Origin of the sequence: Bacillus sp. FSL K6-3176 (genome assembly GCF_038003325.1) — a bacterium.
Lineage (GTDB): Bacteria > Bacillota > Bacilli > Bacillales > Bacillaceae > Bacillus > Bacillus altitudinis.
The window spans coordinates 1,089,735-1,103,447 of record NZ_JBBOOX010000001.1; the positions used below are offsets into that span (position 1 = coordinate 1,089,735).

Consider the following 13,713-nt stretch of genomic DNA (forward strand, 5'->3'; position numbering starts at 1 on the left):
TGGGGTGACACAAGCATGAAAGGTTATTTAAATTTAGAAGATGGAGCCTCTTTTGAAGGAGATCTGACAGGAGAAGCTGGCATGACAGGTGAAGTGGTCTTTTTTACAGGTATGACAGGTTATCAAGAGGTGCTCACAGATCCTTCTTATAAAGGACAAATCATTGTCTTCACATATCCGCTCATCGGAAATTACGGCATCAATCATGAAGACTTTGAGAGCAAAAAACCACAAGTAAAAGCGGTCGTTGTCTATGAGGCAGCTGAGCATTTTTCTCATCACCTTGCAGCCGTAAGCTTAAAAGATTATTTACAGAAGTGGAACATTCCGCTTCTTACACATACAGATACTCGCGCAGTCGTGCAGAACATTCGAGCCAATGGAACGATGAATGCAGTGCTTAGTTTAGACGAAAATGAAACGCCGCCTGCAATGAAGCAAGACAATGTGGTTGAGCAGGTCACAGAAGATGAAGTATACACACAAGGCAGCGGCGAGGAACATGTAGCACTCATTGATTTTGGCTTTAAAAAATCTATTGCAGACTCACTCGAAGCGCGCGGCTGTAAAGTCACAGTGATTCCGTACAAACAAATGGAAATGGTATTTGATATCAAGCCAGATGCGATCCTTTTGTCAAATGGACCTGGAGATCCAAAAACAATGAAGCCATATTTAAAAACCATTCATCACATCATGATGACCTTCCCGACACTAGGCATTTGCTTAGGTCATCAATTAATTGCTCTTGCGCTTGGCGGGGATACGTATAAGCTTCCTTTTGGCCACCGCGGGGCGAATCATCCTGTACAAGATACAGAATCAAAACGTGTCTTTATGACAAGCCAAAATCATAGCTATGTGGTCAATGAAAAAAGCATGAATGACAAAGAAGTGGACGTCAAATTCCTCCACGTGAATGACGGATCTGTTGAAGGATTCATTCATAAAGAGAAGCTGATTATGTCCGTTCAATTTCATCCAGAAGCACACCCAGGCCCTGCAGAAAGTGAATGGGTATTCGATGATTTTATTGAGAAAGTGAAACAAGCAAGGAGAGAAGTCGCACATGCCTAAAGATCAAAGCATACAAACCATTCTAGTCATCGGGTCTGGTCCAATCATCATTGGTCAGGCAGCAGAATTTGATTACTCAGGAACACAAGGTTGTATGGCCTTAAAAGAAGAAGGCTACAACGTCATCTTAGTAAATAACAACCCAGCAACCATTATGACAGACGAGTCGTTTGCTGATGAAATTTATTTTGAACCGCTTTCAGTTGATTCAGTGACAAGAATCATTGAAAAAGAGAAACCAGATGGTCTTTTAGCCAATCTTGGCGGACAGACGGCTTTAAACCTTGCTGTCGAGCTGGAAAAAGCCGGTGTGCTGAAAAAGCATGGGGTAAAACTGCTCGGAACGTCAGTTGAAACAATTGAAAACGGTGAAGATCGTGAGAAATTCCGTGCTCTCATGAAGCATTTGAATGAACCTGTACCAGAAAGTGAAATTGTGGATAATGCGAAAGACGCCCTTCAATTTGCAAAAGAAGTGGGTTTTCCCGTCATTCTTCGACCAGCCTACACACTTGGTGGTAAAGGGGGAGGCATCGCTTTAACTGAAGAGGCTTTTAAACCGCTGATTGAAGGTGCTCTTCTAGCGAGTCCGATTCATCAGTGCTTAGTTGAAAAAAGCATTGCTGGCTTTAAAGAAGTCGAGTATGAGGTCATGAGAGATCGTCAAAATACGTGTATCACTGTATGTAACATGGAAAATATCGATCCAGTTGGTGTGCATACAGGCGACTCGATTGTCGTTGCACCGTCACAGACATTAACGGATCAGGATTATCAAATGCTCCGTTCAGCGAGCTTAAAAATCATTTCAGCGCTTGATGTCGTTGGCGGCTGTAATATCCAGTTCGCTCTTGATCCACTTAGCAAAGAATATTTTGTCATTGAGGTCAATCCTCGGGTCAGCCGATCTTCTGCTCTTGCATCGAAAGCAACAGGCTATCCGATTGCCAAAATGGCGGCAAAACTTGCGGTCGGTTATACACTAGATGAATTGAAAAATCCGCTTACAGGAACAACGTATGCTAGCTTTGAGCCGGCACTCGATTATGTCGTGGTGAAATTCCCGCGTTGGCCGTTCGATAAATTTAAACAGGCAGACCGGAAATTAGGCACAAAAATGAAGGCGACTGGTGAAGTCATGGCGATTGACCGTAATTTAGAATCTGCCATTCAAAAAGCCGTCGCATCACTTGAAATCAAAACAAAGGGCTTCCACTTGCCTGAACTGAAAGAACATTCGACTGAACAGTTATTTGAATTAATCAAAACACCGGACGATCGCCGTTTCTTCGCTGTCATGGAGCTGCTTTCCAGACAAGAAACCGTTGAAACGATTCATGAAACGACGAAGATTGATCTGTTTTTCTTACATGTCTTCAAGAATATGATCACACTCGAACAAGAATTGAAGAATCATCAGGGGACGCTATCCAAAGACACCTTAAAAAAGGTGAAAGAAAAAGGTTTCCTTGATGAAACAATCGCTTCTCTGACGGATCGCAGTGAACAAGATATCAGACAGCTTCGCCAAGAGTATGGCATTGCCGCTTCATTTAAAATTGTCGATACATGTGCGGCTGAATTCGATGCAAAAACGAATTACTTCTATTCTACGTACTTTGGCAAAAGTGATGGAGAGCATCAAGAGAAAACAAAGGAGCGTGCACTCATCATTGGCTCTGGTCCGATTCGAATTGGGCAAGGGGTCGAGTTTGATTATAGTGCCGTTCACGGCGTTCTTACTTTACAAAAGCTTGGATTTGAAACCATCATGATGAACAATAATCCAGAAACGGTTAGTACCGATTATGAGATTGCAGATCGTTTATACTTTGAGCCGATCACGTTAGAACATATTTTAAACGTAGTTGAAGCGGAGCAAATTGATTTTGTCATCGTTCAATTTGGCGGGCAGACAGCAATCAATGTGGCGGAAGGTTTAGAAAAAGCCGGCGTTACCTTGTTAGGCACGTCCTTTGACACACTAGATGCATTAGAAGATCGCGATTTATTCTATCAGCTTCTTGATGAACTGAATCTTCCTCATGCAAAAGGAGATACAGCTCATTCAAAAGAAGAAGCACTGGGGCATGCTGCAAGCATCGGGTACCCTGTTCTTATTCGTCCATCATATGTCATTGGGGGAATGGGCATGATCGTTGTCCATACAGAAGCTCAATTGGCAGCAATACTTGATCAGCCAGATCATTTACCTTATCCGATCTTAATTGATGAGTACGTCACTGGAAAAGAAGTGGAAGTGGATCTCATTTCAGACGGAAAGACGACATTCATTCCAACAATCGTTGAGCATATTGAAAAAGCGGGCGTACACTCAGGTGACAGCTTTGCCATCTTGCCAAGTGTCTCTATTAGTGAAGACATCAAAGAGCAGGTGTATAACGCTTCTGAACAAATCGCAAAGAAATTAGCTTTTAAAGGCATCATGAATATTCAATTTGTGATGAAAGGGAACCAGGCGCTCGTATTAGAGGTGAATCCTCGGGCAAGCCGGACTGTTCCAGTTGTAAGTAAAGTCATGGGTGTTGACATGATCCCAATGGCGACACAGCTGTTAGCTGGTGCAACGCTTGAAGAATTGAATCCTGTAACGAAGAATAAGGGGGGCACAGCTGTTAAATTCCCAGTCTTCTCCTCACATGCCATTCAAGATATCGATTTAAAGCTGACACCTGAAATGAAAGCGACGGGTGAAGGAATGTGTGTTGGAAAGAACGTCGAAAGCGCTTTGAAAAAAGTGTTTGCGCCGATCTGGCAACAGAAAGGGACCCTCTATATTCATGGCAGTGAATTACTCATAGATGAAGCTACACGAGCAGGCTTTAACGTCTGGACTGGCAGCTTTGAATCGTGGCTGCAACAAGACGATAAATCGCTTCACATTCATTTAGGTGATGATGAAGAGGCAAAAGAACAGCGTGTAAAAGCACTCACACATGGTGTTCAAGTTCTAACCGAATATGAAACAGCGCAAGCGTTCCTGCAAGGAAAAGATGGAGATGTATCACCAGTATCTCTCCACGAATTATATAAAAAGGAAGTGACGGCATGAGCCAAGTCGACGTGCAACCGGCATTATACGGAAAAGACTTTTTATCGTTAAAAGACTTTTCGATCAATGATATTGCGTACTTAATTGAAAAAGCAGAAGAAATGAAACAACATCCATATCAAGATTTATTCAAAGGAAAAACATTAGCGATGATCTTTGAAAAATCTTCAACTAGAACCCGTGTCTCGTTTGAAGCGGGCATGACGCAGCTAGGCGGACATGCGCTCTTCCTCAGCTCAAATGATCTGCAAATTGGCAGAGGAGAAACGATTGGTGATACAGCGCAGGTGCTGTCTGGGTATGTAGATGGCATTATGATTCGAACCTTTGAACATGAGAAGGTAGAAGAACTTGCAAAATACGCCTCTATTCCAGTGATCAACGGACTAACGGACTACTCTCATCCATGTCAGGCACTGGCTGATTTACTGACGATTAAAGAAGCGAAAGGCACACTAAAAGGTGTGAAAGTGGCGTACATCGGTGATGGGAATAATGTGGCTCATTCCTTAATGGTCGGCTGCGCGCAGTTAGGCTGTGACATTGCCGTTGCATCACCAAAAGGCTATGAACCTCTTCAAGAGGTGACAGACACTGCCCGGGAGTTTGCAAAACAATCAGGCGCAGAAGTCATCGTCACAACAGATGCAGTAGCTGCTGTTCAGGATGCAGATGTCATTTATTCGGACGTATTTACAAGCATGGGGCAGGAAGCTGAAACAGAGAAACGTCTAGCTGAATTTAAAGAATATCAAGTCAATGAGGAACTCATGCAACATGCAGCAGCAGATTATATCTTCCTTCATTGTCTGCCGGCACACCGCGGAGAAGAAGTGACGGCTGATATCATTGATGGACCACACTCTAAAGTATTCCAGCAAGCAGAAAATCGTCTGCATGTGCAAAAAGCGTTAATCAAAGAGCTCATGTATCAACAACCTAAATAAATCACAAGTGTCCCTGTCTCGGCTGAGCAGGGACTTTTTACATATTGGATTGGAGAGGCAATGGACGGGACATAATAACATCAATCGAGAAAGGAGGATGGAAATGGGTCAACAGCATCAGTTTAAATCTGGTAATAAGGCACCTAATAATGGTGTTTATATCGAAATCGGTGAGACCGGTAGTATGGTGAAAGATCCTTTAAAGATAAAGCTTAAAGCAGGAGACGTCTTTCCAGATAACTCGAACCATAACCGTGTTTGGACTTACCAAAGAAAGCCGTAAGCAATTGACTAAGAGTCGATATGAATAAGTCTTTAGAGGCATGTGTCATGCCTCTTTTTTCTTTATAATAAAAAACAATTAAGTTCCAATTTTCAAATAAATAGTATGAAAAAAAGAAAGATTAAGGTAAAATATGTAAGAATAGTATAAGGTTGAAAGGATTTGTGTGATGGAAAAGATGAATCTCAGTGAAAGTGTTTGGAATAAACGCTTCACCTCATTGTTCATATCAAGACTCATAAAAAATACAGGAGAAAGTTTTGCTTTTACATCCGTTCTTTGGTTATTAATTTTAAGAGGGGATGGAGCGCTCGGTACCGGACTTCTTCTAGCAGTGACAGTTCTTCCTTCATCATTGTTGGCCCCAATACTAGGACCTCTTATGAAAAGACATCATTTATCTAAATGGATGTTTGCTTCAGATGTCATTCGAGCAACCATTGTACTCATTATTCCACTACTGCATTTTTCGCACATATTGCCTCTATGGTTATTGATCTCATTAATGGTTATTCAATCGGCAACAGGTGCAGCCTATAACCCGGCTTCTGTGGCCATCCTGCCACAGATTGTTCCAAAGCATCTCATTCAAAAAGCAAATGCGATCCTGCAATCATCTTTTGAAATTGTCGCACTTGCTGCGGTGATGGTCGCTGGTCTTTTGGTCAAATTAATTGGACCTGCAGATACGCTCCTGATCACCACTGCTTTATTTATCATATCGGGCTTGTTCATTATTGGCGTTAAACTCCAAAAGTCAGATGCAGAAAAAGCAGCAGACATTAAACAAGCAAAGAATACATATCTGTATAACTTAAAAAGAGGCTTTCTAGTTGTTAAAAATCATCATATTTTATTTGCACTGACCCTTTATTGTATTTTAATGAATGTCGCCGCAGCTCCGTGGCAGGCATTATCCGCTGTATATGTAGCAGAAGCGCTGCAAAGTGATTCAATGGTGTATTCCATTTTAAGAGGTGTCGCCGCAGTCGGTGCATTTATGATGGGCTTTGCACTGGCGAAGGTGAAAATCAAAAGATTCGGCTTGTTCTTTATTGTCGCAGGCATGATTGAAGGAGCTGCATTCTTTATCACTGGAATGAGTACATGGCTTCCAGTCGTTCTTCTAGCTTCCTTTATTTTTGGTGCAGCCGTCAGTGCAATCAATGTCCCAGAGATGGTCATTATTCAAACGTCTGTTGACCAAGAAGATCAGCCGCAAGTATATGCCGTGATCAATGCGTCATCAAATGTCTTTCTCCCGCTTGCAGCCGTCATATCGGGCGTCCTGGCAGAACGCTTTGGAGCAGGACCTGTCATTGCGGGGGGTGGTGTGCTTGAAATTTTATCGGGCATTGCGATCTTCCTGTTCACAGGGCTTGCGAAAAGCCATTTGTCAGCAGACAAACAGAAGTCCGAAACGGTTGAGGTGTAACTCAAAAACCCCCTGTAATTGACGGCAGGGGGTTTTAGCGTGCCCTCTCAACTTCTGGTCATCATTCTGAAAAAAAGAAAAAGAGCTAACCTCAAATCATTAGCTCTTTTTCACCAATATTAAGAATGTTCTGTTGAACTTTCTGTTTCTTTCATTGGACTTACTTCAGCAAAGATGAATAAAATAACCGTAAACACTATGGCAAGAATGGAAGTTAACGTAAAATCATAAGCAGCTCCATTCATAGATGCAACGATGTAACCAGCCATATGTGTCAGCAGAAAAGTCCAAATGAGGGTGATAATGTAATGCATTATTCCACCGTCCTTTATGTAACAATCTATTGACTATCATACCATAGATACGAGTTCAGAGAAAAGACTGTTTTCCGCCTTTATGTGACCATTTTGAGACCTTCTACTATAAAAATAAAAAGAATTCTTCTGTCTTTAGGGGATTTCCTTATTCCTACAAGAGTTGTTGTTCATATCATAGAAAGCAGAATCACTGAAAGGAGGCTGGCCATATGGGTGTAAGCGAACGTTTTTTCCAGCTTGGTTCCCAGTGGAACGTCATTCACCTTCCTCAAAAACCAAATGGCTTTGGCATTCTAATCCTCGGTGACCGAAATCACTTTGTGCAGGAAAATACATCATTCTGGCTTCAGCATTACGGAAGAAACCAGCTTTTAACTGCTTTAAAGGATGAAGGATATACATTGTTTAATAGTCATCTTCATGGGAATCACTGGGGATGTGAAGATGCTGTTTTTAGTGCGAAACAGCTTGTTCATCACACATTAAAACAAGAAATATTAAACCGGGAAATTCATGTGCTTGCAGAGGGAATGGGAGCACTTGTCGCCATGAGTCTTGCCGAAGAAATGCCAGAAGTGCTAAGGTCTATAGCCATGATGAATCCATGTTTACACCTGCAAGCACAAAGAGAAAGAGAAAAGGAACACAAATTCTTCTACAAACAGTTCATGAAAGAACTCGCACAGAGCTATGGGTGCTCTGCAAAGGAAGCTGAAACGTATCCACTTCCTTCTTGCCCCGTTCATTCAGCTCATGTACCGATTCATATATGGCAGAGACTAAACGGCGCACCGTATGCCTATGAACTACACGCAAAGCCTTTTATTGATCAGCATATGATGAATCCAGACCATTGTCAGATGGACCTTACCTTGCATATGTTTGATCATCCAAGAAGAATCTTTCAGTCCATTCACAAGTTTTATAAATCGCATGAAAGAGAATTGTAATGAATAGGATGATAACAGCCCTTCATGGAAAGGGCTCTTCTTTTTATTCGATATGCTAAAAAAGGGGACATGAACATGGAAACAGGACTGATCATAGGTGCAGATGAATTTTTTGGCCTGACACTTTGTGAATATATGATGAAAGAGGGCATACAAGTGGATATCACATATCCTAAGGAGCAGTCAGAGGAGCAAAAAATGTTATTAGAAGAGCGGATGATGTGGCTCGGCCGCAATGATCTTGTCCGCGTTATTGATGGTCAAGATAGGAAAGAGGCATATGACCTGATCTTTTTTCAATCAGATGATTCAATGAACAGAGAGACAGACCTCGAAGCGAAGCATGGCAAATACCGCTTGTTTTACGAAGAACCCGAAAGCCATTCGCATGAACAAAGCGTTTCGGCTGTTATCCTTCCACGCATGTTTGGTCCGTGGACACTCCATGAAGAGAGACGAATAAAGGATGATCACACATTTTTTGTAGAAGATGTCGCAAAGGAGCTTTTAAGGTGGGCACGCACCGATCAAAGGCAGGAAATGATCCATCAATTAAAGGTAGAAAGACAAACAGATGACAAACAAGCAGAAGAAATCATAGCAGAATGGAAAAGACAAAACTCAACATTTTTCGACAAAAAGCAAGAATGATCTTCCATCTTATCTTTTTTCAGTATAAAATAAACCTATATTTAACATACAGGTTCATGCCTGCGTGTTGCAAAGGGAGTTGAACATGGCATGAAGTACCAGCGGCTTGTCATGATCTTTTCGTTCCTTCTTCTTATGCTATCTGCCTGCTCGCAGGCGCCGTTAAAAGGACATATTGAGAAGGTGGGTTTACTCGTCCCCGATACGATTAATGATCAAGTTTGGGGAACGAAAGGTTATAAAGGCTTATTAAATATCCAATCAACATTTGGTGTAGATGTTTATTATAAGGAAGGGATGGTCGACAAGGAGAAAATCGTTGATGCCATTGAAGAATTTCATAAAAAAGGAGTCAATTTGATTATTGGCCATGGCAATGAATACAGCGAAATTTTCAACTTGATCAGTGAAGATTATCCGAAAACACAATTTATCACGGTCAATGGAGGCAAGCCTCAAGCTGATAATGTCACAAACGTCACGTTTAAAGGGGAAGCAATGGGCTTTTTCGGAGGCATGACAGCAGCGCATATGTCCAAAACAAAAAAGATTGGTATTCTGGCTACATATGATTGGCAAAGTGAAGTAGACGGTTTTATCAAAGGTGCAAAATATCAGGACGAACATGTGCAAGTCCTAGCGGAATTTGTCGAAAACTGGGATGATGCTGACAAAGCGGTGAACCTCTATCAAAAATTGAAAAAACAAGGTGTAGATGTTGTGTATCCAGCAGGTGATGGTTATAATATCCCTGTCATTGAACAAATCAAAACCGACAATTTATCTGCGATCGGATATGTCACTGATCAATCCAACCTTGGAAGCCATACGGTGTTAACTAGCACAGTCCAGCATGTCGATAAAGCGTACAGTATCATTGCGAAGAAGTTTAATGAAGGCAAGCTAAACGAACAAGGTGAGTACTCCTTTGACTTTAAAGAAGGAGTGATCGAAATGGGGAAATTTAGCTCAACCATAGACCGCGCTTTTGTGAAAGACATTGAGAAGGATATTGCGAATTACAAAAAAACAGGCAAACTGCCAAATGAAAAGTGAGGACGTTGAACATGCAGCACGAAAAATCGATGGAGTTTTTACAAATTGCGATGAAGTATTTTCCACAAGCAAAAGAAGAATTAGATAAAGCAGGGATTCAGCTTGATCCACAAGCACTTCAGCCGCTTCTCTCTTTGTTTACATCTGTCATGCAAGAGGCATATGAGCTTGGAAAAGCAGATGCAGCATCAGAAAAAGCCACAGAATAGTGGCTTTCAGCCTGTAGACAAACCCTCGCATTCTTTGTCAGTCCTGCGCGCTGGTGCTCACGAATGACAAATTCGCTCCGTGCAAGTAGCTGTCCTTCCTAGACTGCAAAGGTTTTCTATCACGCTGAGAAGAAGACAAAGGCCTAAAATATTTTAGCCCTTTGTCAACAATCAAAAAAAGCCACAGAATAGTGGCTTTTTTTTATGATAATTTTTTCTTAAAGGCACTGATCATAGGGCCGACATCTTTAAACACAGGCTTCAGCTCATCGATGGAGTTCATAATGTTTCCAATTTGATTCATGACATGCATGTAGTCAATGGAGTCATCACTTGAAGAAGTCTCTGTACGCTCCTCCTTTTTTTCTGTCTTGCTTTTCTCCTTTTCAAGCGGCTGACCAAACATCATTGCTGAGAAAATATCCTTTTGCGCCATATCACATGTTCCTTTCTACTATTGGTATATCATTAATCTATGAAAAAAGTGAGAGGAAAGGTTAGACGTTTGTATTGCCAAGGAGAAAAAAATAAGGTAAAATTAGTACCAGATACTAATATAAGATCACAATATCACATGCTCGTATGAGTAAAAGGAGTCTTATTCAATGAATGCTGGAATTATTGGCCTTGGCCGCTATATACCTGAAAAAGTATTAACAAATCGTGATTTAGAAAAAATGGTTGAAACTTCTGACGAGTGGATTCGTACTAGAACAGGTATAGAAGAAAGAAGAATTGCATCTGATGATGTCAATACATCTCATATGGCGCTTGCTGCTGCAAAAAAAGCTTTAGCTGACGCAGATGTGGCTGCAGAAGATATTGATATGATTCTTGTAGCGACAGTTACGCCAGATCAAGCATTTCCGACAGTCGCTTGTATGATTCAAGAGCAGCTCGGTGCACATAAAGCATGTGCAATGGATATTAGCGCTGCATGCGCTGGCTTTATGTATGGGCTTGTTACTGGAAAACAATTTATCGAATCTGGCACTTATAAACATGTGCTTGTCGTTGGTGTAGAAAAGCTTTCTCGCATTACCGACTGGGATGACCGCAACACAGCTGTTTTGTTTGGAGATGGAGCAGGTGCTGCTGTACTAGGAACAGTCAGCGAAGGCAAGGGAATTCTATCATTTGAGCTTGGAGCCGATGGAAGCGGCGGGAAGCACTTGTACTTAGATGAAAAAGATCATACAATCATGAATGGAAGAGAAGTATTTAAATTTGCTGTGAGACAAATGGGCGAGTCAAGTGTAAACGTGATTGAAAAAGCTGGACTATCAAAAGAAGACGTAGACTTCTTGATTCCGCATCAAGCAAACATTCGCATTATGGAAGCAGCACGCGAACGCTTAGAGCTGCCAGTTGAAAAAATGTCGAAAACAGTCCATAAATATGGAAACACATCAGCAGCATCCATTCCAATTTCACTATGTGAAGAAATCGAAGCCGGAAAAATTCATGACGGCGATGTGATTGTAATGGTTGGTTTTGGTGGAGGATTAACGTGGGGCGCAATCGCTATGCGATGGGGCCGATAAAAGAGTGGGGTGCACAAATTAATGGATAAGAAACGAGTAGTTGTTACAGGATTAGGTGCTTTGACACCTCTTGGCAACGATGTAGAGACAACATGGAAAAATGCTGTAGCAGGTGTATCAGGTGTTGGCCCGATCACACGTGTTGATTCAAGTGAATATACAGCAAAAGTAGCAGCAGAACTAAAAGATTTTAACATCGAAGATTACATGGAGAAAAAAGAAGCGAGAAAGATGGCACGCTTCACACAATATGCAGTCGTTGCTGCTCAAAAGGCTTTAGATGATTCACGCCTTGAAATTACAGATGAAAACGCACCTCGTGTTGGGGTATGGGTTGGATCTGGTATTGGCGGACTTGAAACATTCGAAGAGCAATTCGAAGTGTATTCGAATAAAGGAGCAAGACGCGTAAGCCCGTTCTTCGTTCCAATGATGATTCCAGATATGGCAACAGGCCAAATTTCAATTGCTCTTGGCGCAAAAGGGGTTAACTCTTGTACTGTAACAGCATGTGCAACAGGAACAAACTCCATTGGTGATGCCTTTAAAGTCATTCAGCGTGGAGATGCAGATGCGATGATTACAGGTGGAACAGAAGCACCGTTAACGAAAATGTCGTTTGCTGGCTTCTGTGCAAACAAAGCCCTTTCGACAAATCCTGATCCAGATACAGCAAGTCGTCCATTTGATAAAAACCGTGACGGATTTGTGATGGGTGAGGGAGCGGGAATTGTTGTACTTGAAGAATTAGAGCATGCGTTAAAACGTGGTGCGACCATTTATGCAGAAATCGTTGGCTACGGCTCAACTGGAGATGCATACCATATCACAGCACCTGCTCCAAACGGAGAAGGCGGCGTACGTGCAATGAAAGAAGCCATTCGTGATGCAGGTTTAACAGTGGAAGAAATTGATTATATCAATGCCCACGGAACAAGCACACCGTACAATGATAAGTTTGAAACAATGGCGATTAAAGAAGTGTTCGGAGAGCATGCGAATCAGCTTGCGATCAGTTCGACAAAATCGATGACAGGTCATTTACTTGGCGCAGCAGGCGGAGTAGAAGCGATTTTCTCTGTTCTGGCGATTAAAGACAGTGTCATTCCGCCAACGATTAACCTTGAAACACCAGATGAAGAATGTGATCTTGATTATGTAGCAAATGAAGCACGTTCAAAAGAAGTACAAGTTGCTTTGAGCAACTCACTTGGTTTTGGCGGGCACAATGCGACAATTATCTTCAAAAAATACGAAGCGTAATATGTCTTAAGAAGGCGGCGATCTATAAACAGATCGCCGTCTTTTTGCATATGATGAAAATGGAGGTGTTCAGCGGTATGGGTCTGATCAATACACAATATCTCATTGAGCAATCATCATCATTTCAGGAGCTGGCGGCACGTTTTGTCCCTTATTTTAAAGGAGCGGAGAAAAAAGAAGGATCATCTATTCTCGCCCATTTACAACATCACGGAATGGTTCGATCATGGAACGCCTGCCAGGAAATGATCGACAAGCTCAAAGAAAAAGGGTATTTCAAGCTTGTGATGAAAGAATACAAAGCGCTGCAAAAAAAGTGGGGAGGTCCTGATGTCCCTGTCTTTATTTTGCCTGTTAATGAGAGCAGCAAAGAGATCAGAGAACAATTTTACTTTCAATCCGGCATGGCATTTGATGACAAAATCTTTCTTTTTTTATCCCCGCATACACCGAAGGAGCGAATAGGTACGTTGCTGACGCATGAATATCACCATGTATGCAGGTTGCATTTTCTCACGAAAGAAGAAAAAGATTTTACATTCCTTGATACAATCATGATGGAGGGGCTCGCTGAATATGCTGTGTATCATAGATATGGAGAAAGCTATACAGCAAAGTGGACGACTTTATATGACGAATCGCAGCTGCAGCGCATGTACAAGAAATGGGTATCCAGTCACCTTTATCAGAAAGTGCAGGACGACGAAAGGCTGATACAGAATCTCCTTTATGGAAAAGGGAACTACCCCAAAATGCTTGGCTATGCCACTGGATTTTATATCGTGAAAAAGTATTTCGATGAGCACCGAATCAGCGAGGAGTCTATGATTGCGGAGCCAGCGGAAACGTTTTTAAAGGCGATAGAATCATAAAGACAATCATTCACAAAAAAAGTGACATATTACAAT

General features: G+C 41.8%; 14 protein-coding genes. 12 read left to right on the plus strand and 2 right to left on the minus strand.

All coding sequences use genetic code 11. The features are described 5' to 3' along the window. Positions 1-15: 15 nt before the first annotated feature. The 5 genes from MHB38_RS05520 to MHB38_RS05540 all read left to right on the plus strand — a co-directional run bounded on the left by MHB38_RS05520 (position 16) and on the right by MHB38_RS05540 (position 6,815). Positions 16-1,077, plus strand: coding sequence for a carbamoyl phosphate synthase small subunit (locus MHB38_RS05520; protein WP_202734567.1), 1,062 nt, complete (start codon positions 16-18; stop codon positions 1,075-1,077). Beyond that, positions 1,070-4,150: a carbamoyl phosphate synthase large subunit gene (locus tag MHB38_RS05525; RefSeq protein WP_254505833.1), complete on the plus strand. Its 3,081-nt coding sequence runs from the start codon at positions 1,070-1,072 to the stop codon at positions 4,148-4,150. The genes MHB38_RS05520 and MHB38_RS05525 overlap by 8 nt, the downstream gene beginning before the upstream one ends. Next, a complete protein-coding gene (gene argF / locus MHB38_RS05530) occupies positions 4,147-5,097 on the plus strand; it encodes an ornithine carbamoyltransferase (protein WP_008348520.1) in 951 nt (316 codons plus the stop codon). The genes MHB38_RS05525 and argF overlap by 4 nt, the downstream gene beginning before the upstream one ends. A gap of 103 nt (positions 5,098-5,200) precedes the next feature. After that, the gene (locus MHB38_RS05535; protein WP_008348517.1) at positions 5,201-5,380 is read left to right on the plus strand and encodes a YjzC family protein; all 180 of its coding nucleotides are present in this window, start codon (positions 5,201-5,203) and stop codon (positions 5,378-5,380) included. Between the two features lie 169 nt (positions 5,381-5,549). Next, positions 5,550-6,815, plus strand: coding sequence for an MFS transporter (locus tag MHB38_RS05540; RefSeq protein WP_007499050.1), 1,266 nt, complete (start codon positions 5,550-5,552; stop codon positions 6,813-6,815). A gap of 119 nt (positions 6,816-6,934) precedes the next feature. Here the strand turns inward: MHB38_RS05540 and MHB38_RS05545 are convergent, their stop codons facing one another. Beyond that, positions 6,935-7,129, minus strand: a complete 195-nt coding sequence (locus tag MHB38_RS05545; RefSeq protein ID WP_008348514.1) for a YjzD family protein — start codon at positions 7,127-7,129, stop codon at positions 6,935-6,937. A gap of 212 nt (positions 7,130-7,341) precedes the next feature. Between MHB38_RS05545 and MHB38_RS05550 the strand changes: the two genes are divergently transcribed. The 4 genes from MHB38_RS05550 (at position 7,342) to MHB38_RS05565 (ending at position 9,998) form a co-directional block, all read left to right on the plus strand. Continuing rightward, complete coding sequence (locus MHB38_RS05550; RefSeq protein WP_007499048.1) at positions 7,342-8,082, plus strand: hypothetical protein; 741 nt, start codon at positions 7,342-7,344, stop codon at positions 8,080-8,082. 75 nt (positions 8,083-8,157) lie between these two features. After that, positions 8,158-8,733 (plus strand): nad binding enzyme, encoded by a 576-nt coding sequence (locus MHB38_RS05555; RefSeq protein ID WP_202734565.1) that lies wholly within the window; start codon positions 8,158-8,160, stop codon positions 8,731-8,733. Positions 8,734-8,823: 90 nt separating this feature from the next. Beyond that, entirely contained in the window at positions 8,824-9,789 is a 966-nt protein-coding gene (locus tag MHB38_RS05560) for a BMP family ABC transporter substrate-binding protein (protein ID WP_017360174.1), read from the plus strand. 11 nt (positions 9,790-9,800) lie between these two features. Beyond that, entirely contained in the window at positions 9,801-9,998 is a 198-nt protein-coding gene (locus MHB38_RS05565; protein ID WP_008348507.1) for a ComZ family protein, read from the plus strand. Between the two features lie 202 nt (positions 9,999-10,200). Here the strand turns inward: MHB38_RS05565 and MHB38_RS05570 are convergent, their stop codons facing one another. After that, complete coding sequence (locus MHB38_RS05570; RefSeq protein WP_060832239.1) at positions 10,201-10,434, minus strand: hypothetical protein; 234 nt, start codon at positions 10,432-10,434, stop codon at positions 10,201-10,203. A 169-nt stretch (positions 10,435-10,603) separates the two neighbouring features. Between MHB38_RS05570 and MHB38_RS05575 the strand changes: the two genes are divergently transcribed. From MHB38_RS05575 to MHB38_RS05585, 3 genes are all read left to right on the plus strand, one after another. Continuing rightward, positions 10,604-11,542 (plus strand): beta-ketoacyl-ACP synthase III, encoded by a 939-nt coding sequence (locus MHB38_RS05575; RefSeq protein ID WP_008348504.1) that lies wholly within the window; start codon positions 10,604-10,606, stop codon positions 11,540-11,542. Positions 11,543-11,563: 21 nt separating this feature from the next. Then, positions 11,564-12,805 (plus strand): beta-ketoacyl-ACP synthase II, encoded by a 1,242-nt coding sequence (gene fabF, locus MHB38_RS05580; RefSeq protein WP_007499040.1) that lies wholly within the window; start codon positions 11,564-11,566, stop codon positions 12,803-12,805. 77 nt (positions 12,806-12,882) lie between these two features. Next, a complete protein-coding gene (locus MHB38_RS05585; RefSeq protein WP_017360172.1) occupies positions 12,883-13,677 on the plus strand; it encodes a DUF2268 domain-containing protein in 795 nt (264 codons plus the stop codon). The last annotated feature ends 36 nt before the right edge of the window (positions 13,678-13,713 follow it).